We start from the raw sequence: 18,872 nt of genomic DNA, 5'->3' as shown, positions 1-18,872 counted from the left end.
GGGACCGCAAGCACGATCCCCTGCGGAGCGGCGCGGGCGCCCTGCCGGAACGGGGGCAGGCCGTGCGCTTGACACCCGGCGCGCTCCGCATAGACCGGAGCGCCATGCTCATGCCGGTCTGCATCATCGACGACTTTCTCGGGAGCGAGGCGGCGGCGGACCTGCTCGAATTCGCGCTGGCGCGGCGGGAGGACTTTGCCCCCTCGACGGTCTACGACAGTGGCAGGGACTCGGTGATCGACCCTGACTTTCGCGCGTCGCTGTCCTTTTCCGGCGACCTTGGCGATCGCCTCGCGCCGGTGCGGGCGGCCTTCGATGGCCACGCCGACCATATCCGCGCCGTCACCGGGGTGCGCGATTTCGAACCCGGGATGCGCGATCTCGATCTGGTGGCGCATTGCGACGGGCACCGCTTCGGCAAGCACATCGACACCGCAACCGGACGCAACCGGGGGTTCACCGATGGTGTGCGGGTGCTGAGCCTCGTCTATTACCTCCACCGCAGCCCGCGGCGGTTCTCGGGCGGGGAACTGGTGTTCTATCCGCTTGCGGGCGAGGGACGTCAGGTGATCGAACCGCGTCACGACCGGCTCGTGGCCTTCTCCTCGATGGCCCCGCACGAGGTCGCCCCGATCAGCCTGCCCGGCAATGATTTCGCCGATGCGCGCTTCACACTGGTGTTCTGGATGATGCGCCCCCGGGGCCGGGCGGCATCGCACTAGCCGAGCTTCCACTCCCACGCCAGCGGATCGCCGTCCATCACCTCGACGCCCTGCGCGGCGAGTTCGTCGCGGAGCGCGTCCGAGGCGGCGAAGTCCTTGGCGGCGCGCGCTTCCTTGCGGCGAGCCAGCGCGCTTTCGATTTCGGCTTCGCTGATGGTGGCCAGCTTGGGACGGATGCGCAGGTCTTCGCGCCGCAGCGTCCCGAGACCGAGACCGAGCACGCAGTCCATCTTCGCCGCCGCCGTGACCACGCATTCGGGGGCGAGGCGCTTCATGCCGAATATCTCTTCGAGCACGGTCAGTGCCTCGGCAGTGTTGAGGTCGTTCGCAATGGCCGCATCGAAACGCGCCACCAGATCACGGGTCGCGCGCTCGCGCTCCCAGCTGTCGCCGGGGACCTCGCGCGGCGGCAGGGAGAGCTTTCCGTGCCACTTGTCGAAGGCCATCACCATCCGCTTAAGCCGCGTCAGCGCCGCGCCCAGCCCCTCCCACGAGAACTCCAGCTCGCTGCGGTAATGCGCCTGGAGGCACATCAGCCGGTAGGCGAGCGGGTGGTAGCCCCGGTCGACCAGCAGTTGCAGCCGCAGGAACTCTCCGCTCGACTTCGACATCTTCCCCGATCGTTCGACGAGGAAGTTGTTGTGCATCCAGATCTTCGCGCCCGAATTCCTCGGGTCGTCGAGGCCGTTCGTGCAGCAGAATGCCTGGTTCTGCGCGATCTCGTTGGGGTGGTGGATCTCGCGGTGGTCGATTCCCCCGGTGTGGATGTCGAAGGGAAAACCGAGCACCTCGCCCGACATGACAGAGCATTCGAGGTGCCACCCGGGGGCGCCCCGCCCCCACGGCGAGTCCCACTCCATCTGGCGGCTCTCGCCCGGCGGGGTCTTGCGCCAGATCGCGAAGTCGGCGGCGTTGCGCTTGCCCTCGACGGCCTCGATGCGGCCTTCGCCTTCCTCGGTCTGCGCCCGCGCCAGCCGACCATAATCGGCGACAGTCGAGACGTCGAAATAGAGGCCGCTATCCAGTTCGTAGCAGTGCTTCTCCGCGATCCCGGTCGCGAATTCGATCATCTGCGGGACGTAGTCGGTCGCGATCGTCCATTGCGCAGGCTGGCGGATATTGAGCGCCCGCACGTCGGCCCAATAGGCCTGCTTGTAGTGCTCGGCGATGTCCCAGATGGACTGGGCCTTCTCGGCCGCCATCTTCTCCATCTTGTCCTCGCCCGCGTCGGCATCGTCGGTGAGGTGGCCAACATCGGTGATGTTGATGACGTGGGTGAGCGCGTAGCCCTTCCAGCTCAGCGTCCGCCCCAGCACATCGGCGAAGACATAGGCGCGCATATTGCCGATATGGGGGTAATTATAGACCGTCGGCCCGCAGGTATAGACGCGCGCCTCGCCCGGGTGGACGGGCTCGAACACCTCGAGCGAACGGGTGAGCGAGTTGAACAGCTTGAGAGGCGCGTCGGTCATGGGCGGGGCCTTTGCCCCAATCCGTCACCCTCGCGCAAGCCGCCTCAATCGAAGCCGACGAAGCGCACGTGCTGCTCGAGCGGCACCCGCTCGCGCTCGAAGTTGTTCACCGGCGCGTCCGGGTCGCGGTAGCCGATCGCCATGCCGCAGAAGAACATGTAGCGCTCGTGATCGAGCCCGAGGAAGTCGCGGATCACGTTGGCATAGAGCGCCATGTATTCCTGGAAGCAGGAATCCAGCCCCTCCTCGCGCAGCAGCAGGGCGACAGTCTGGAGCCACATGCCGGTGTCCGACCACTGCGGCTCCTTCATGAGGCGCGGGAAATAGACGAACATCACGGCGGGCGCACCGAAGCTCACCGCGTTCTTCGCCATCGCTGCCATGCGCCCCGCCCCGTCCTCGCGCGCGATGCCCATCGCGCCGAACATGCCGGCGGACACCCCGTGGAGCCGCGCCGTGTAGGCGGGCTCCTGCCCGGGCGCGGTCCAGTCGTATTCGGCGGCCTGCGGCGGGGTGGTGGTGAGCCTGGCCTGAAGGTCCCTGAGCGGCTGGCCGGTGACGATGCTCGCCTCCCACGGCTGGTAATTGCACCCCGACGCCGCCCACCGCGCCTTGTCCATCACGCGGGTGAGGGTGGCGAGATCGACCGGCTTGTCGAGAAACTGCCGGATCGAGCGGCGGGTGGTGACGGCTTCGGTGACGTTCATTTGCGTTTGGGCCCCTTTTCATCCTCGAACAGTTCGGCGAGCTGCTCCATGATCGTGCCGCCGAGTTGCTCCACGTCCATGATTGTCACCGCGCGGCGATAGTAGCGGGTCACGTCGTGCCCGATCCCGATGGCGACGAGCTGGACGGGCGAGACCTTCTCGATCCACTCGATGACGGAGCGCAGGTGCGCCTCGAGATAGCCCGCGGAGTTCACGCTGAGGGTCGAATCGTCGACCGGCGCGCCGTCGCTGATCACCATCAGGATGCGGCGCTCCTCCGGGCGGTAGAGCAGGCGGCTGTGCGCCCAGATCAGCGCCTCGCCGTCGATGTTTTCCTTGAGCAGCCCCTCGCGCATCATCAGCCCGAGATTGCGGCGCGCGCGGCGCCACGGCTCGTCGGCCTGCTTGTAGATGATGTGCCTGAGGTCGTTGAGGCGGCCCGGGTTCTGCGGCTTGCCGTCGGCGAGCCAGGCCTCGCGGCTCTGCCCGCCCTTCCACGCGCGGGTGGTGAAGCCGAGGATCTCGGTCTTGACCCCGCAACGCTCGAGCGTCCTCGCCAGAATGTCGGCGCTGATCGCGGCGATCGAGATCGGACGGCCCCGCATCGAACCCGAATTGTCGATCAGCAGCGTGACGATCGTGTCCTTGAACTCGACATCGCGCTCGACCTTGTAGCTAAGCGCCGTGCCGGGCGAGACGATCACGCGGCTGAGGCGCGCGGCGTCGAGAACGCCCTCCTCCTGGTCGAAATCCCAGCTGCGGTTCTGTTGCGCCATCAACCGGCGCTGGAGCCGGTTGGCAAGGCGCGTCACCACGCCCTGAAGGCCGGTCAGCTGGCTGTCGAGATAGGCGCGCAGCCGGTCGAGTTCCTCGGCATCGCACAGGTCGGGGGCGGCGACTTCCTCGTCGAAGCGGGTGGTGAAGGCCTTGTAGTCGACGCTGGCGGGCACCTCGGCCTGCGGGCGGTTGGGGCGCACGGGGGCGTTGGCGGCATCGCTGTCGTCGCCCGGGTCGCCCTCGGCCATGTCGCTGTCGGTCTGGGTGTCGGAGGATTGCTCCCCCTCGCCCTCGCCCTCGGCCATGTCGCCGGCCATTTCCGCGCTCTGCGGATCGCCTTCGCCCTGGTTGTCGTCCTCGCCCTCGTTCTCGTCGTCGGGGCCGTCGTCCTCGTCCGCGTCATCGCTGTCGCTTTCGTCGGGGGCGTCGGTCGGTCGGGTGAGGTCGAGTTCGCGCAGCATGTCGAGCGCGAGCTTCTGGAAGGTCTGCTGGTCGCCGATCGCCTCCGCTAGGCCCGCGAAATCGCCGCCGACCTTCTCCTCAAGAAAATCGCGCACCAGCTCGATCCCGCCCCGCGCCTTGGCCGGCACCGCCTCGCCGGTCAGCGCCTCGCGCACCAGCAGGGCGAGCGCGGTCTGCAAGGGGACCTCGGCCGAGTTCTGCGCGCGCACGATCTTGTCGCCCGCCGTGCGCAGTTCGGTCGCGGCGTCGAGATTGGCGCGGATGCCGCCGAAGCGGTTGGCGCCCAAGGCCTCGTAGCGCACCTGCTCGATCGCGTCGTAGCAGGCGCGGGCGATGGGTTCAGGCGGCGCGGAACGGGCGTGCAAGGCGGCGTCGTGGTGCCGCAGCTTGAGCGCGAAGCTGTCGGCAAAGCCGCGCGCCTCGCGCACCTGATCGGCGGGCAGGTCACGGCCCGGCAGCGGCACGCGGAAGCGGTTACCGGCGCTGCCGGGCACGTCCGCGCTCCACGCGACCTCGACCTCGGCATCGCGCGCGATCGCCCGCGACGCGCCGGTGAGCGCCTGCTTGAAACGGTCGAGCGGGGACTGGTCAGCCATGATCGGTTTTCGTTAGCAACGCGAAGGCTGCCCGCGCAAGCTCACAGGATGCTCTGCCCGGTCTTGGCCCAGTCGGCCATGAAGCCCTCGATCCCCTTGTCGGTGAGGACGTGCTTGAAGAGCGCGTGGATCACCGCAGGCGGCGCGGTCATCACGTCGGCGCCGATCTTGGCGGCCTGGAGGACGTGGGTGGTGTGGCGCACGCTGGCGACGAGGATCTCGGTGGCGAAGTTGTAGTTGTCATAGATCAGGCGGATGTCCTCGATCAGGTCCATCCCGTCGAAGCCATTGTCGTCGTGCCGCCCGACAAAGGGCGAGATGAAGCTCGCCCCCGCCTTGGCCGCCAGCAGCGCCTGGTTGGCCGAGAAGCACAGCGTGACGTTGACCATCGTGCCGTCGGACGTCAGCGCCTTGCAGGTCTTGAGGCCGTCGACCGTCAGCGGCACCTTGATGCACACGTTGTCTGCGATCTTCCGGAGAACCTCGGCCTCCTTCATCATCGTCTCGTGATCGAGCGCGACCACCTCGGCGCTGACCGGGCCTTCGACCAGCTTGCAGATATCGGCGGTGACTTCCTTGAAGTCGCGCCCCGACTTGGCGATCAGCGAGGGATTGGTGGTCACCCCGTCGAGCAGGCCCGTGGCGGCGAGGTCGCGGATCGCCTCGATATCGGCGGTGTCGACAAAGAATTTCATGAGTGCGCTCCAGACATTTTGCGATAGGCGGCGCGGCGGCGCGCGCCTAGGGGGCGGGCATGACTCGGATGCCCGTGCGAATTGCGATGCTGCTTGCCGCCACGCTGGCGGCTTGGCAACCGTCGAAAGCGCGGGCCAATCCGGAAGACACGCAATTCTGGCTGGTCGGCTTCGCGCGCGGCAAGGTGGGCGATGACATCTATCTCACCGTCGACAGCTCCTACCGCTGGCGCGATCCCGAATTCGGGGCCGATCAGCAGACCTTCCGCGTCTCGGTGGAAAAGGGCCTCGAGGACAATGTGCGAATCGGCGCCGGCGCGGCGCTGTTCCAGACCGGTTCGGTCAGCGAATACCGCCTGCACCAGCAGTTCCGCTATGCCGCCGGCGGGCTCGATGTGCGCACCCGGTTCGAGCAGCGGTGGTTCGACGGGGCCGACCGGGTCGAACTGCGCATCCGCCAGCGCATCCAGTACACCCAGCCGGTCGCAACCCGGCTGGAGGTGGTGGGATCGTCCGAATGGTTCGGCATCGTCCAGTCGCGGCGGGACGACGGAGCACGCGGGACCGAGCAGATCCGCCATATCGTCGGGGTAGCCTATCAGGTGAGCGACCGGCTCGACGTGACGCCCGGATACATGCTCCAGATCACCCCGCGAAAAGGCGGGCCGGACGCGATCAGCCATGTTCCGCAGCTGACGCTGAACTGGCGGTTCTAGACCCGCCCCAGCCCGCCGAACACGCCGATCAGCACCGGATCGCGCGTCGCCTGCGGATTGGCGCGGATCGCGGCTTCCTCGCGCGCGATCTCGCCCCAGATGGCATCGTCGATCTGGCGGCCGAAGCGGTCGGCGACGCCCGCCACATCGACCCCGGCAAGCGCCGAGAGCGCCTGCCCGACCAGCGGATCGCGGCTGAGGCGCAGCGCCTCGCCCAGTTCGGGCACCACCGCGCCGATCAGTGCCGTGCCGACCTCCTGCCGCAGGTAGCCGCTCGCCGCGGTCGGCCCGCCGCGCACCAGCGCGACGGCATTCTCGAAGCCGATCACCCGGATTGCGTCGGTCACCACCGGCGCGGCGCGAAAGCTCGCGTCGATGGCGAAGGTGGCGAAGCGTTCCTCGAGCCGGTCCTTGACCAGCGCGGAGGTGAGGATGCGCGAGAGCACGTCGCCGCGCGCGCCCAGCATGGTGCCGAGGCCGAGCTGCGCGACCTGCTCGTCCCAGAAGCCGCCCGGCGCGGTGAGGCGCGCGAAGGCGTTCTCGGTGGCGAGCAGCAACATCCGCCGCACCGCCTCGACCATCGAGAAGCCGCCGCCGGTGCTGGCGCAGGCGGGCAGGAGCAGCAGCACGGCCCCGCCCGATGCGCCCGCCAGCAGGCGGCGGCGGGTGGTGAGGGAAGCGACAAACTCGGTCATAGACTGTGTCTCCAATCTTGCGGCTTCCTCATGCCGCTCGCCATATATCCCCACGATGAACCGCGTCCGCCTCCTTGTCCTTAACGCAGCTTTGGGCCCGCTCGACTACCGGCTGCCCGAGGGCGTGAGTGCGCCTGCGGGGAGCGTGGTCATCGCCCCGCTCGGCCCGCGCAAGGTGACCGGGATCGTGTGGGACGAGGGAGCCCTGCCGGGCGATGAAATCGCCTTCGAGCGCCTGCGCCCGATCATCGAGGTGCTGCCCGTCCCACCCCTGCCCGCGCCCTTGCGGCGGCTGATCGAGTGGACCGCCGACTATTACTGCGCCCCTCTAGCGAGCGTCGCGCGCATGGCGCTATCGAGCGGCGGGGCGCTGGGCGGGCCGGCGACGATGACCGAATACCGCCTGACCGGGGCGGACGGCACCGGACGGCTGACCGCGCAGCGCAGGGCGGCGCTGGAAAAGCTCGCCGGCGCGCAGGGCACGATGCGCGAACTGGCGGGGATCGCGGGCGTCTCGGAAGGGGTGCTGCGCGGCATGGCCGGGGCGGGGCTGATCGAGCCGGTGACGGTCGCGATCGATCGCCCCTACCCGCCCGCCGATCCGGGCTTCCACCGCCCCGACCTGTCGGAAGCCCAGGCGGCGGTGGCAGGGACACTGGTCAAGGCGGTGCGCGCACAGGCCTTCGCCCCCTTCCTGCTCGACGGGGTGACGGGTTCCGGCAAGACCGAGACCTATTTCGAGCCCGTCGCCGAGGCCATAGCACAGGGCCGTCAGGTGCTGGTGCTGCTGCCCGAGATCGCGCTCACCGAGAACTTCCTCGCCCGCTTCGAGGCGCGGTTCGGGGCAAAGCCGGTGCTGTGGCATTCCTCGCTCAAATCGACCGAGCGGCGGCGGGCCTGGCGCGCGATTGCCGATGGTTCGGCGCAGGTCGTGGTCGGCGCGCGCTCGGCCTTGTTCCTGCCCTATGCCAGGCTCGGGTTGATCGTCGTCGACGAGGCGCACGAGATCAGCTTCAAGCAGGATGACGGCGTGCGCTACAACGCCCGCGACGTGGCGGTGATGCGGGCGCGGTTCGAGGGCATTCCCGTGGTGCTCGCCAGCGCCACCCCGGCGCTCGAGAGCCTGCACATGGCCGAGATCGGGGTCTACACGAAGCTCGACCTGCCCGCCCGCTTCGGCGGGGCGAGCCTGCCTGCCGTGCGGCTCGTCGACCTCACGCAGGAAAAGCCCGGCAGCCAGCGCTGGCTCGCCGGGCCGCTGGTCGATGCCCTGCGCGAGCGGCTCGACAAGGGCGAGCAATCGCTGCTGTTCCTCAACCGCCGCGGTTATGCCCCGCTCACGCTTTGCAGGAATTGCGGGCACCGTTTCAAATGCCCGAGTTGCAGCGCGTGGCTGGTCGAGCACCGCCTCTCCGCCCGCCTCGCCTGCCACCATTGCGGCTTCGAGACGCGGGTGCCCGAGGCCTGCCCGGAATGCGGGGAAAGCGATTGCCTCGTCGCCTGCGGCCCGGGCGTGGAGCGGATCGCGGCGGAGGTGGGCGAACTCTTCCCCGAGGCGCGGCTCGCGGTGGCGACCTCCGACACCCTGAACACCCCCGAACGCGCTGCCGAATTCATCGCGCAGGCCGAAGGCAAGGCGATCGACATCATCATCGGCACGCAGCTGGTGACGAAGGGCTTCCACTTCCCCGACCTGACGCTGGTGGGCGTGGTCGATGCCGATCTCGGGCTCGAGGGCGGGGACCTGCGCGCGGGTGAGCGGACCTTCTCGCAGATCGCGCAGGTGGCGGGGCGCGCCGGGCGGGGCGCGAAGCCGGGCGAGGTGCTGATCCAGACCCGCCACCCCGACGCCCCCGTGATCGCCGCCCTCGCCAACAACGACCGCGACGCCTTTTATGCCGCCGAGACGCAGGGGAGGCGCGACGCGGGCGCCCCGCCCTTCGGACGCTGGGCGGCGATCATACTGTCCAGCGAGGACGAGAAGGAAGCGCGCGAGGCGGCGGTGCGGCTCGGCGATGTGCGGCCCCGTGTGGCCGATGTCCAGATCCTCGGCCCCGCGCCTGCCCCCATGGCCCTGCTGCGCGGGCGCTATCGCTACCGCTTCCTCGTCAACGCAAGGCGCAGCGCCAATCTGCAGGCGATGCTGCGCGACTGGATCGCCACGGTCCAGTTCGCGCCGGGCGTGCGGGTGGGGGTGGATATCGACCCCTACAGTTTCGTCTGACGAAACCGAAACCGTGCCCCGCGCGTAACCTCCCCATGACCTGCCCCGTTCTCGTGCCGATCCTCGGCGACCAGCTGTCGCGCAACCTGTCCAGCCTCGATGGTCTCTCCCCCGCAAGCACCGTCGTGCTGATGATGGAGGTGTGGGACGAGGCGACCTATGTGAAGCACCACAAGCAGAAGATCGTGCTGATCTTCTCGGCCATGCGCCACTTCGCCGAGGAGCTTCGGGCGGAAGGCTGGCAGGTCGATTACATTCGCCTCGACGATCCCGCCAACACCGGCAGCTTCACCGGCGAAGTCGCCCGCGCCGTCGAGCGCCACGGGCCGGGCGAGATCCGCGTCACCGAAAGCGGCGAGTGGCGGGTCCATGAAGCCATGCTCGAATGGGAGGGCCGCTTACCCTGCCCCGTCAGCATCCTCCCCGACACCCGCTTCATCGCCACCCATGCCGAGTTCCGCCAATTCGCCGAGGGGCGCAAGCACCTGACGATGGAGTATTTCTACCGCGAGATGCGGAAGAAAACGGGCCTGCTGATGCGCCCCGACGGCAAGCCCGAGGGCGGCGAATGGAACTACGACGCCGAGAACCGCGAGCCGCCCAAGGCCGGACTGAAAGCACCGCCCGCGCCCAAGTTCGCCCCCGATGCCATCACGCAGGAGGTCATCGCGCTGGTCGGCCAACGCTTCCCCGACCACTTCGGCGATCTCGAACCCTTCGGCTGGCCCGTCACTCGCGCGCAGGCGCTGGAGGCCGCCAAGGCCTTCTTCGCCCGCCGCCTGTCGCTGTTCGGCCCCTACCAGGACGCGATGGTGCACGGGGAGGACGACCTCTACCACTCGATGCTCTCGACCAGCCTCAATTGCGGGCTGCTGGGTCCCCTCGAACTGTGCCGCGCCGCCGAGGATGCCTACAAAAGAGGCACCGCTCCGCTGAACTCCGTAGAGGGCTTCATCCGCCAGATCATCGGGTGGCGCGAATATGTGCGCGGGTTCTACTGGCACCAGATGCCGGGGTTGGCGACTGCCAACGAATTGGGCGCCCACCGCCCCCTGCCCGAGTTCTTCTGGACGGGCGAGACCGACATGCGCTGCCTTGCCGACTGCATCCGCACCACCCGCGAGGACGCCCATGCCCATCACATCCAGCGGCTGATGGTGCTCGGCAATTTCTGCCTCATCGCCGGGATCGACCCGCAGGCCGTCGCCGACTGGTTTCTCGTCGTCTATGCCGACGCCTACGAGTGGGTCGAACTGCCGAATGTGGCCGGCATGATCCTCTATGCCGACGGCGGGCGGCTCGCGACCAAGCCCTATGCGGCCTCGGGCAACTACATTAACAAGATGTCCGATTATTGCGGCAAGTGCCGCTACAAGGTCGCCCAGAAGACCGGCCCGAACGCCTGCCCCTTCAACCCGCTCTACTGGCACTTCATGGCGAGGAACCGCGCGCGGCTCGAAAGCAACCACCGCATCGGGCGCATCTACGCGACGTGGGACAGGATGGGCGAGGCCAAGCAGCGGGAGTATCTGGAGAGCGCCGAGGCCTTCCTCGATGCCCTCGAACCGGCCCACCCCGGCTGGGCGCGGAACTAGGCCGCGGCGAGGCGGCGGCGCACCCACCAGGGGGCCATCGCCTCGCCCGCCCTGACCGCGCGCCACACCATCCACGCGCCCGCCGCGCCTCCGACGACCAGCGCGATCACCGAGGCCTCGAGCCCGAAGGCCCCGCCCGAGATCAGCGGATCGCCCACCAGCCGGGCATCGACCAGCGGCGTGTCCATCGCGGGGGCAGCATCCATGATCTTCCCGGCTCCTCAACATGTTGCACGCACAGGATGGCGCAGCCGCGCGGTCTTGGCTAGGCCTGTCGCCACACAACCCACGGGAGAGCGCCGACAATGCTGACCATCCACCACCTGCGCCTGTCGCAATCCGAACGCATCGTCTGGCTGGCCGAGGAGCTGGGGCTGGACTACGATCTCAAGCTCTACAACCGCCGCGCCGACAACCGCCTCGCGCCCGACGAATACAAGGCGCTGCACCCGATGGGCATAGCGCCGGTCATCACCGACGGCGACCTCGTGCTCGGCGAGAGCGGGGCGATCATGGACTACATCGTCGCCACCTACGCCCCCGCGACGCCGCTCGTCCCGCGGCCGGACCACCCCGACTATGCCGACCACCTGTTCTACTACCACTGGGCCAACGCAACCTTCATGACCAACGGCATGATGGCGCTGGTGGCGCAGTTCATGGGGGCGCAGGAACTGCCCTTCTTCGTCGCCGACCGGGTGCAGAAAGGCTGGGCCATCGTCGAGAAGCGCCTCGGCGAGGTCGACTATTTCGGCGGCAGCCAGCTCACCACCGCCGACATCATGATGGGCTTCCAGCTCACCACCAGCCGCGCGATGAGCGGGATGAGCATCGACCACCTGCCCAACCTCAAGGCGTATTTGAAGCGCATTGGCGAGCGCGAGGCCTACCAGCGCGCGATGGCCAAGTGCGAGCCGGGGATGCCGCCCAAGCTCGACTAGTAGAAGGCGAGCTGGTGCGAGACGGCGATCAGCAGGCCGCCCGCGCTCCAGATCCTGACCGCCTGCGAGAAGCGCCCGCGCGCCACGCGCGGCGCGTCGGTCTCGACCAGCAGGTAGTCGCTCCCCAGCGCCTCCAGTTCCGCGCGGGTGCACAGCAGGTGGAGGTCATAGCTCACCGTCGCGCTGAAGCGCGGGGCGGGATCGAGGAAGAAGGTGCGCGGCATCGGGGTGTCGGAGAGCGCGAGGATCGCCTTCTCGTCCCACGGCCGCCCGCTGGCGTCGCGCACCCACGCCACGGTGCGCGGATGCTCCTGCGCGGTGAAGGGCTTGCCGACCGCGAGACGCTGCTCGTAGTTCGCCAGCCAGCGCGGCCCGGGCGATGTGGGAAGCAGGGTCGATTGCCCGGGCGGGACAACCTCCGGGAAGCTGGCGACATAGTCGAGCGCGCCCTCGCGCGCGTCGGAGAAGACGAAGTCCGCCGCGAACAGGGGGGCGGCGCGGTCTGACCCGGCGAAGGCCTCCGCACGCACGAAATCGGTGCGCCGCCCCTCGCGCAAGGTTTGCACCGTCAGCGCCAGGCCCGATTCGGGCAGCGGCTTCATGAAATGGGCCGTGGCGCTCGCCAGCAGCCCCGCGCGCGACCCTTCGGCCTGCACCGCCTCCAGCGCGAGGGCCAGCGCCCAGCCGCCGAAGGCCGACTGGAAGTTCCAGTAGGCCGCCCCGCCCGAGGAAGCGAAACTGCCATCCGGATTTCGGGCAAGCAGAGTGGCGGTATCGAGCGGGTAATCGGTCATGGGGTTCTCCGGAGCGGGGGATCACGCGCGGACCTGCGCGCCTCATTAGTGAACGCTACTGTTCACTTTCGGTTTCCGGCGCAAGCGCGATTTCTTGCGATTGACGTGCAATCGGTCCGGCGCACCGGCGGCGCGCCCTGTCTTGCCGCAGGAAACAGCGTGCCGTCCGCAGAGGTTATGCCTGCCTATCCGACAGCAGCAGCGAGAAACGCATCATGGCCACTCCCCCTCCCCGCAGACCGATGGCGAAATGGTTCTGGGTCGCCGCGATCGTCGTGCTCGCCTTCGTGCTGGTCGTGGTGCTCCTCAACCCGACCGGAGACCGCGATGGCGCGGTCGAGGACCCGATCGTCATGCCCGAAACGGGCGAGGGCGTGGGCGTCGGCCAGGTCAACGAGCCGGACGAGAGCAGCGCATCCCCCGCGCCCGAGCCCTTCGCTCCGGGCGGCGAGCCTTCGGAGTGATCAGCCGGCACCCTCGCGCCTGAGCAGCTCCGCCTTGATGGTCAGGCCATAGGCATAGCCCCCCAGCGTCCCGTCGCTGGCGATCACGCGGTGGCAGGGGATCAGCACCGCGACATGGTTCGCCCCGTTGGCCCCGCCGACCGCGCGGGATGCCTTGGGCTGGCCGAGCGCGGCGGCGAGTTCGCCATAGGTGCGCGTCTCGCCATGGGGGATGCGGCGCAGTTCCTCCCATACGCGCTGCTGGAAGGCGGTGCCGTGGACGTCGAGCGGGATCGCGGCGTTCCCCGGCCCGGGCTGTTCGACGGCCTCGAGCACCTGCGCGAACAGCGCGCGGAAGGCATCGCCCGCCGGCACCAGTTCGGCCTTCGGAAAGCGCGCCCGCAATTGCGCCTCGCCTTCGCCGAAGGCAAGGCAGCACACGCCCTTGTCCGTCGCGGCGACCAGCATGTCGCCCAGCGAGGTCGCCAGCACCGCCCAGTGGATCACCCTCCCTGCGCCGCCCTTGCGCCAGTCGCTCGCCTTCATGCCCAGCCTGCCTTTCGTTTCCGCATAGAACTGTTCCGGCCCGCTATAGCCTGCCGTCGCGATGGCATCGCCCACCCGTTGCCCGGTCGTCAGCGCCTCGTCGAGGCGCCGTTGCCGCAGCGCGCGGGCATAGGCGGCGGGTGAGAGGCCGGTGGTGCGCTTGAACAGGCGCTGGAAATGGGTGGGGGTGTAGCCGGTCAGATCGGCCAGCTGATCGAGCGTCATCGCGCCCTGCTCGCGGATCGCGGCGATCGCGGCGAGCACGCAGGCCTCCTCGGCACTCAGGGTGTGCGGGGAGCACCGCTTGCATGGCCTAAGCCCTGCTTTTTCAGCATCTTGCGGGCTGGCATAGAAGCGCACGTTGCGGCGCAGGGGCGCCCGCGCCGGGCAGGAGGGGCGGCAATAGATGCCGGTCGAATGCACGCCGGTGACGAAGGCCCCGTCGAACCGGCGGTCCTTGGCGAGCATCGCCTGCCAGCGGTCCTCGTCGGTGATGTTTGCCGAATGTCTCACGTGGAACACCCTGCCACAGCCGCCCGCGCGCCGCACCCCGCTTCCTTGCGTTCAATGTCGCGCGGCCGCGCAAAGCGGCTATAAGCGGGGCATGACCCGGATTCTCGGCGCGTTTGCCCTGCTCTTCGCTTTCCTCGCCCTCCCCGCCTCCGCCGACCCCGGCGATGTCGAGGCGGCCGCGCGGGGCGTGGTGCGGGTGGTGCTGATCGGCAGCGAGAACGGCCAGCCGGTCCCCGTCTCCCACGGCACCGGCTTTGCCGTCAGCCCGACCCGGATCGTCACCAACGCCCATGTCGTCACCGAGGCGTCGCAGGACGACACGCTGCGCATCGGCATCGTCCCGGCCGAGGGCGAGGGCGGCGCCTTCGCGCGGGTGGTCGCCATCTCGCCCCGCAACGATCTTGCCCTGCTCGAAATCGCCAAGGGGAGCCTGCGCCTGCCGCCGCTGGCGCTCGCGGGCGGGGTCAGCGCGAACCTCGGCGAGGTCGCGGCGGTGGGCTATCCGATGAATGTCGATCTGGCGCAGGGGCTCGACATGGCCGACATCTTCCGCGCCCAGCCGCCGGTCAAGTCGCGCGGCTTCCTGTCGGGCGAGCGGCCCAGCCGGCAGTTCGACACGATCCTCCACACCGCCCCCATCGCGCGCGGCAATTCGGGCGGGCCGCTGCTCGATCCGTGCGGGCGGGTGATCGGGGTCAACTCCTTCAGCGCGGATTCCGCGGGCGGCGAGGCGGAGTTCTACTTCGCGGTCTCCTTGCGCGAACTGCTGCCGTTCCTGAAGGACAACGGCGTCGAGCCGGTCATGAACGCCCTGCCCTGCCGCTCGATCGACGAACTCAATGCAGAGGAACGCCAGCGGCTCGAGGCCGCCCAGTCCGAGGCCCGCGCCGCCCTTGCCGAGCGCAACGAGGCCCTGCGCGAGCATCGCGACACGGCCCGCCTCGCGGCGCAGATGGAGGTGATCGGCGAGCGCGAGAACCGCATCGCCCTGGCGCTGATCGCCCTCATCGCCGCGCTCGGCACGGGCTATGCCGCCTTCGTGTGGCGCGGGCAGGAAGAGCGGCGCACCCATGTGCGCGTCGCCGCCGCCATTTCGGCCGCGACTCTCGTGTCGGCGGTGCTGCTGTGGGTCACCCGTCCCGGCCTCGCCGAGATCGAGGACCGCGTCGCCGCGGCTCTTGCCGAAACCCGCAGCGGCGGCGGGACGCCCGCCCCGGCCGGCGATACCGCCGCCGAGGGCGCGCTGATCTGCACGCTGGTGCCCGAGCGCAGCCGCGTGACCTCGGCCCGGACCGACGATGTCGCCTTCGACTGGACCGCCGACGGCTGCGTCAACGGGCGCACGCAATACGGCCTCGGCCAGGGCGGCGAATGGAGCCGCGTCTTCGCCGCGCAGGAGGACGCCGCGATCGCGGTCAACACCTTCGACCCCGAGACCCGCACCCTGCGCACCGACCGCTACTTGCTCGGGGCAGAGGCGCTCGCCGCCGCGCGCGAGGCCCGCGCCGCCTATACGCCGCCGTCCTGCGGGGTCAGCGATGCCGCCCGCACCCTCGGCGAGCAGCAATCGGCCCTGATCGCCGCCCTGCCCGAACGGCCGAACGAGCGGCTGGTCTATTCGTGCTCTGCGCGAAAGCCCTGATCGCGGACGGCATTCATCCGCAATTCAGTTTTGATGGGGTAAGGAAATATCTGAAATATAGCGATTTTTGCAGGTTGTCATACCAGATGACAAGACATGGGGAGAGGCGTGGTGGGTCGTTCCTTTGCAACCATTCTCTGGGCGCTCGGCCTCTCCGGTCTGCCGGCGGCGACCGCCGCACAGGAAGCGGTGCCCCCGCTCGCCGAGGGCAACACCATCGAGGTGCAGGGCGACCGCGCCCTCAGCCGTGACGAGATCCTGCGCGGCCAGCGCGCGCTCTACGAGGCGGGGCTCGCCTACCGCACCGCCCCGCGCTTCCACGATCCGGTCTGTGTCGCGGTGGTCGGCCTTGCGGGGCGGCAGAACGACATCGTCGCCGAGCGCATCCGCGCCAATATCCGCCAGGCCGGGGTGGAACTCGCCGGGGCCGGATGCAAGCCCAATGCGCTGGTCTCCGCCAACCGCAATCCCAAGGCGGTGATCGACGCGCTGCGGCGCCGCGATCCGCAGCTCTTCAACCGCGCCAGCGAGGAGGCGATCCGCCGCCAGCTCGATGCGGGCAGCCCGGTCATCGCCTGGGGCGAGACGATCCTGCGCGCGAATGACGGCATCATCTTCGGCGAGAGGTCGACCTCCAGCCAGAACCCCGCCTTCGTCGTCCCGGTGTTCTTCGGCGCGCTTGCATCGCGCCACCGCGCGCCGCTCTATCAGGCCAAGATCAACGCGCTGGTGTTCTTCGATCTCGACCGGCTGGAGGACGTCCACGTCAACCAGATGGCGGACTATGCGACCTTGCACCTGCTGGGCGATCCGCGCGATCCGGTCGATCACGCCGGGGCCGGCGTGCCATCGATCCTCAGCCTCTTTGCCGAAGGGCCGGCCAAGGCCCCGCCGGCGATGACCTCGCTCGACCGGGCCTATCTGCGCGGGCTCTATGCGATGCAAAGCAACGACTGGGGCTGGCAGCTGACCGCGAGCGTGCTCGCCGCCTACCGCGAGCCCGAGGCTCTGGCTCCGGCTGCGACGAGCCCCGCCAGCCCCTCCTGATCCGCGCCGCGCGGTCCCTGGTTCGCGCGCGTCTGACTTCGCACCTGCACAATTCCCGCCCCGCACGGCTTGCGCGGGCGGGAATCAATTGCTAGGCGCGCGCCAGCCTTGCGGGCAGCCCCTGCGCTCGTCCTGCAACCAAGGCTCAAGCAAGACCCTCTGACCCTTCCGAGAGGAAACGAAGCGCGTGGATATTTCCGCCGGTATCAAGGCTAGCCTCGCTGGACGCTATGCCTCGGCCCTGTTCGATCTGGCCGCCGAAAACGGCAAGGTGACCGCGGTCGAGAAAGACCTCGGCACGCTCGGTGCCGCGCTGGCCGAATCGGGCGATCTCGCCGCGCTCACCACCAACCCCGAACTCGCCCGCAGCGCGCAAGGCGCAGCGATGGCGGCGGTGGCGAAGAAGCTGAAGCTTTCGCCGCTGACCACCAATTTCCTCGGCGTGCTCGCCGCCAACCGCCGCCTCGGCAAGCTGCCCGCGATCATCGCCGCCTTCAAGGCGATCGCCGCGGCCCAGCGCGGCGAAGTGGCCGCGACCGTCACCAGCGCCCACCCGCTCAGCGACGACCAGCTCGCCGCGCTCAAGACCAAGCTGACCGCGCGCGAAGGCCGCACCGTCATGCTCACCGCCTCGGTCGATCCCGACCTCCTCGGCGGCCTCGTCGTCACCATCGGATCGCAGCGCATCGATGCCTCGATCCGCACCCGTCTCAACTCGCTCGCCAAGGCCATGCAGGCCTAAAGGATAAGAACCATGGAAATCCGCGCCGCAGAAATCTCGAAGGTCATCAAGGACCAGATCGCCAATTTCGGCACCGAGGCCGAAGTCAGCGAAACCGGCACCGTGCTGTCGGTGGGTGACGGGATCGCCCGCATCCACGGCCTCGACAAGGTCCAGGCCGGCGAGATGGTCGAATTCGCCAACGGGGTGCAGGGCATGGCGCTCAACCTCGAAGCCGACAACGTCGGCGTCGTGATCTTCGGGTCGGACAGCGAGATCAAGGAAGGCGATGTCGTCAAGCGCACCGGCACCATCGTCGACGTGCCCGTGGGCAAGGGCCTGCTCGGCCGCGTGGTCGACGCGCTCGGCAACCCGATCGACGGCAAGGGCCCGATCGTGGCCGAAAAGCGCAGCCGCGTCGAAGTGAAGGCGCCGGGCATCATCCCGCGCGAATCCGTGTCGGAGCCCGTCCAGACCGGCCTCAAGGCGATCGACGCGCTGGTGCCCGTCGGCCGCGGCCAGCGCGAGCTGATCATCGGCGACCGCCAGACCGGCAAGACCGCCGTCGCCATCGACACCTTCATCAACCAGAAGGAAGTCAACCAGGGCGACGACGAGAAGAAGAAGCTCTACTGCGTCTATGTCGCGGTCGGCCAGAAGCGTTCGACCGTCGCGCAGATCGTCAAGCAGCTCGAGGAGAACGGCGCGATGGAATATTCCATCGTCGTCGCCGCGACCGCTTCGGAGCCCGCTCCGCTCCAGTATCTCGCGCCCTACACCGGCTGCGCGATGGGCGAGTACTTCCGCGACAACGGCATGCACGCCGTGATCGTCTATGACGACCTCTCCAAGCAGGCCGTCGCCTACCGCCAGATGTCGCTGCTTCTGCGTCGTCCCCCGGGCCGCGAAGCCTATCCGGGCGACGTGTTCTATCTCCACAGCCGCCTGCTCGAGCGCGCTGCGAAAATGAACGAGGAAAACGGCCACGGCTCGCTGACCGCGCTCCCGATCATCGAGACGCAGGCGGGCGACGTGTCGGCCTACATCCCGACCAACGTGATCTCGATCACGGACGGCCAGATCTTCCTCGAGACCGGCCTGTTCTACCAGGGCATTCGTCCCGCCATTAACGTCGGCCTTTCGGTGAGCCGCGTCGGCGGTGCCGCGCAGACCAAGGCGATGAAGAAGGTTTCGGGCTCGATGAAGCTCGACCTCGCGCAGTACCGGGAAATGGCGGCCTTCGCGCAGTTCGGCTCGGACCTCGACGCCGCGACCCAGAAGCTGCTCAACCGCGGCGCGCGCCTGACCGAACTTCTGAAGCAGAAGCAGTTCAGCCCGATGCCCTTCGAAGAGCAGACCGTGTCGATCTACGCCGGCACCAACGGCTTCCTCGACAGCATCCCGGTGAACCGCGTCAACGAATACGAGAGCCAGATGCTCGAGTTCATGCGCCGCGAGCACGGCGACGTGCTGGCCGAGATCCGCACCTCGAAGAAGTTCGAAGGCGAAGTCGCGGACAAGACCAAGGCCGCGCTCGAAGCTTTCGGCAAGCAGTTCGCGTAAG

18 protein-coding genes are annotated in these 18,872 nt (G+C 68.7%); 10 read left to right on the top strand and 8 right to left on the bottom strand.

All coding sequences use genetic code 11. The annotated features are described in order from the left end of the window. The first annotated feature begins 104 nt into the window (after positions 1 to 104). Positions 105 to 722: a 2OG-Fe(II) oxygenase gene (locus ACMX37_RS05260; RefSeq protein ID WP_483147838.1), complete on the top strand. Its 618-nt coding sequence runs from the start codon at positions 105 to 107 to the stop codon at positions 720 to 722. Here ACMX37_RS05260 and cysS read toward each other — a convergent pair. From cysS to fsa, 4 genes are read right to left on the bottom strand one after another with little or no spacing between them, the layout of a single operon-like run. Further along, positions 719 to 2,194 (bottom strand): cysteine--tRNA ligase, encoded by a 1,476-nt coding sequence (gene cysS, locus ACMX37_RS05255; protein WP_483147837.1) that lies wholly within the window; start codon positions 2,192 to 2,194, stop codon positions 719 to 721. The genes ACMX37_RS05260 and cysS overlap by 4 nt on opposite strands. 44 nt (positions 2,195 to 2,238) lie before the next feature. After that, a complete protein-coding gene (locus ACMX37_RS05250) occupies positions 2,239 to 2,901 on the bottom strand; it encodes a nitroreductase (RefSeq protein ID WP_483147836.1) in 663 nt (220 codons plus the stop codon). Continuing rightward, positions 2,898 to 4,736: a cobaltochelatase subunit CobT gene (cobT, locus tag ACMX37_RS05245; protein WP_483147835.1), complete on the bottom strand. Its 1,839-nt coding sequence runs from the start codon at positions 4,734 to 4,736 to the stop codon at positions 2,898 to 2,900. Before cobT ends, ACMX37_RS05250 begins: the two co-directional genes overlap by 4 nt. A 41-nt stretch (positions 4,737 to 4,777) precedes the next feature. After that, a complete protein-coding gene (gene fsa, locus ACMX37_RS05240; RefSeq protein WP_483147834.1) occupies positions 4,778 to 5,431 on the bottom strand; it encodes a fructose-6-phosphate aldolase in 654 nt (217 codons plus the stop codon). A gap of 59 nt (positions 5,432 to 5,490) precedes the next feature. On the opposite strand from fsa, the gene ACMX37_RS05235 reads away from it, so the two are divergent. Continuing rightward, positions 5,491 to 6,147, top strand: coding sequence for a DUF2490 domain-containing protein (locus ACMX37_RS05235; RefSeq protein ID WP_483147833.1), 657 nt, complete (start codon positions 5,491 to 5,493; stop codon positions 6,145 to 6,147). Here ACMX37_RS05235 and ACMX37_RS05230 read toward each other — a convergent pair. Next, positions 6,144 to 6,842 carry a DUF4197 domain-containing protein gene (locus ACMX37_RS05230; RefSeq protein WP_483147832.1) on the bottom strand — a complete coding sequence of 233 codons (699 nt, stop codon included), beginning with the start codon at positions 6,840 to 6,842 and terminating at the stop codon, positions 6,144 to 6,146. The genes ACMX37_RS05235 and ACMX37_RS05230 overlap by 4 nt on opposite strands. A gap of 55 nt (positions 6,843 to 6,897) precedes the next feature. On the opposite strand from ACMX37_RS05230, the gene ACMX37_RS05225 reads away from it, so the two are divergent. Both ACMX37_RS05225 and ACMX37_RS05220 read left to right on the top strand, forming a co-directional pair. Beyond that, entirely contained in the window at positions 6,898 to 9,066 is a 2,169-nt protein-coding gene (locus ACMX37_RS05225; RefSeq protein ID WP_483147831.1) for a primosomal protein N', read from the top strand. A 35-nt stretch (positions 9,067 to 9,101) separates the two neighbouring features. Next, positions 9,102 to 10,661: a cryptochrome/photolyase family protein gene (locus ACMX37_RS05220; protein ID WP_483147830.1), complete on the top strand. Its 1,560-nt coding sequence runs from the start codon at positions 9,102 to 9,104 to the stop codon at positions 10,659 to 10,661. On the opposite strand, the gene ACMX37_RS05215 is transcribed toward ACMX37_RS05220, so the two are convergent. Further along, positions 10,658 to 10,867: a hypothetical protein gene (locus ACMX37_RS05215; RefSeq protein ID WP_483147829.1), complete on the bottom strand. Its 210-nt coding sequence runs from the start codon at positions 10,865 to 10,867 to the stop codon at positions 10,658 to 10,660. The genes ACMX37_RS05220 and ACMX37_RS05215 overlap by 4 nt on opposite strands. A gap of 99 nt (positions 10,868 to 10,966) precedes the next feature. Here ACMX37_RS05215 and ACMX37_RS05210 point away from each other — a divergent pair, with 99 nt between their 5' ends. Beyond that, the gene (locus tag ACMX37_RS05210; protein ID WP_483147828.1) at positions 10,967 to 11,602 is read left to right on the top strand and encodes a glutathione S-transferase family protein; all 636 of its coding nucleotides are present in this window, start codon (positions 10,967 to 10,969) and stop codon (positions 11,600 to 11,602) included. Here the strand turns inward: ACMX37_RS05210 and ACMX37_RS05205 are convergent. Beyond that, on the bottom strand, positions 11,599 to 12,396 hold the full coding sequence (locus tag ACMX37_RS05205; protein WP_483147827.1) for a thioesterase family protein: 798 nt from the start codon (positions 12,394 to 12,396) through the stop codon (positions 11,599 to 11,601). The genes ACMX37_RS05210 and ACMX37_RS05205 overlap by 4 nt on opposite strands. Before the next feature lie 215 nt (positions 12,397 to 12,611). Here ACMX37_RS05205 and ACMX37_RS05200 point away from each other — a divergent pair, with 215 nt between their 5' ends. Then, positions 12,612 to 12,860 (top strand): hypothetical protein, encoded by a 249-nt coding sequence (locus tag ACMX37_RS05200; RefSeq protein ID WP_483147826.1) that lies wholly within the window; start codon positions 12,612 to 12,614, stop codon positions 12,858 to 12,860. On the opposite strand, the gene ada is transcribed toward ACMX37_RS05200, so the two are convergent. Next, positions 12,861 to 13,898, bottom strand: a complete 1,038-nt coding sequence (ada, locus tag ACMX37_RS05195; RefSeq protein ID WP_483147825.1) for a bifunctional DNA-binding transcriptional regulator/O6-methylguanine-DNA methyltransferase Ada — start codon at positions 13,896 to 13,898, stop codon at positions 12,861 to 12,863. It abuts the gene before it with no gap. A gap of 91 nt (positions 13,899 to 13,989) precedes the next feature. Between ada and ACMX37_RS05190 the strand changes: the two genes are divergently transcribed. The 4 genes from ACMX37_RS05190 (at position 13,990) to atpA (ending at position 18,871) form a co-directional block, all read left to right on the top strand. Beyond that, entirely contained in the window at positions 13,990 to 15,540 is a 1,551-nt protein-coding gene (locus ACMX37_RS05190; RefSeq protein WP_483147824.1) for a S1 family peptidase, read from the top strand. A gap of 111 nt (positions 15,541 to 15,651) precedes the next feature. Continuing rightward, positions 15,652 to 16,587, top strand: coding sequence for a hypothetical protein (locus ACMX37_RS05185; RefSeq protein ID WP_483147823.1), 936 nt, complete (start codon positions 15,652 to 15,654; stop codon positions 16,585 to 16,587). Positions 16,588 to 16,774: 187 nt separating this feature from the next. Continuing rightward, complete coding sequence (locus ACMX37_RS05180) at positions 16,775 to 17,329, top strand: F0F1 ATP synthase subunit delta (protein ID WP_483147822.1); 555 nt, start codon at positions 16,775 to 16,777, stop codon at positions 17,327 to 17,329. A gap of 12 nt (positions 17,330 to 17,341) precedes the next feature. Then, positions 17,342 to 18,871, top strand: coding sequence for a F0F1 ATP synthase subunit alpha (gene atpA / locus ACMX37_RS05175; protein WP_483147821.1), 1,530 nt, complete (start codon positions 17,342 to 17,344; stop codon positions 18,869 to 18,871). The last annotated feature ends 1 nt before the right edge of the window (position 18,872 follow it).

Source organism: Porphyrobacter sp. THAI-01a (assembly GCF_056868655.1).
The sequence above is the reverse complement of the archived record's forward strand: the minus strand, read 5'-3'. Positions and strand labels throughout refer to the sequence as shown.

Coding starts and splice junctions, on each gene's coding strand:
- ACMX37_RS05215 (WP_483147829.1), bottom strand. CDS start 10,867: ATGGATGCTGCCCCCGCGATGGACACGCCGCTGGTCGATGCCCGGCTG.
- ACMX37_RS05235 (WP_483147833.1), top strand. CDS start 5,491: ATGACTCGGATGCCCGTGCGAATTGCGATGCTGCTTGCCGCCACGCTG.
- ACMX37_RS05250 (WP_483147836.1), bottom strand. CDS start 2,901: ATGAACGTCACCGAAGCCGTCACCACCCGCCGCTCGATCCGGCAGTTT.
- ACMX37_RS05220 (WP_483147830.1), top strand. CDS start 9,102: ATGACCTGCCCCGTTCTCGTGCCGATCCTCGGCGACCAGCTGTCGCGC.
- atpA (WP_483147821.1), top strand. CDS start 17,342: ATGGAAATCCGCGCCGCAGAAATCTCGAAGGTCATCAAGGACCAGATC.
- fsa (WP_483147834.1), bottom strand. CDS start 5,431: ATGAAATTCTTTGTCGACACCGCCGATATCGAGGCGATCCGCGACCTC.
- ACMX37_RS05230 (WP_483147832.1), bottom strand. CDS start 6,842: ATGACCGAGTTTGTCGCTTCCCTCACCACCCGCCGCCGCCTGCTGGCG.
- cobT (WP_483147835.1), bottom strand. CDS start 4,736: ATGGCTGACCAGTCCCCGCTCGACCGTTTCAAGCAGGCGCTCACCGGC.
- ACMX37_RS05205 (WP_483147827.1), bottom strand. CDS start 12,396: ATGACCGATTACCCGCTCGATACCGCCACTCTGCTTGCCCGAAATCCG.
- ACMX37_RS05210 (WP_483147828.1), top strand. CDS start 10,967: ATGCTGACCATCCACCACCTGCGCCTGTCGCAATCCGAACGCATCGTC.
- ACMX37_RS05225 (WP_483147831.1), top strand. CDS start 6,898: ATGAACCGCGTCCGCCTCCTTGTCCTTAACGCAGCTTTGGGCCCGCTC.
- cysS (WP_483147837.1), bottom strand. CDS start 2,194: ATGACCGACGCGCCTCTCAAGCTGTTCAACTCGCTCACCCGTTCGCTC.
- ACMX37_RS05260 (WP_483147838.1), top strand. CDS start 105: ATGCTCATGCCGGTCTGCATCATCGACGACTTTCTCGGGAGCGAGGCG.
- ACMX37_RS05200 (WP_483147826.1), top strand. CDS start 12,612: ATGGCCACTCCCCCTCCCCGCAGACCGATGGCGAAATGGTTCTGGGTC.
- ACMX37_RS05190 (WP_483147824.1), top strand. CDS start 13,990: ATGACCCGGATTCTCGGCGCGTTTGCCCTGCTCTTCGCTTTCCTCGCC.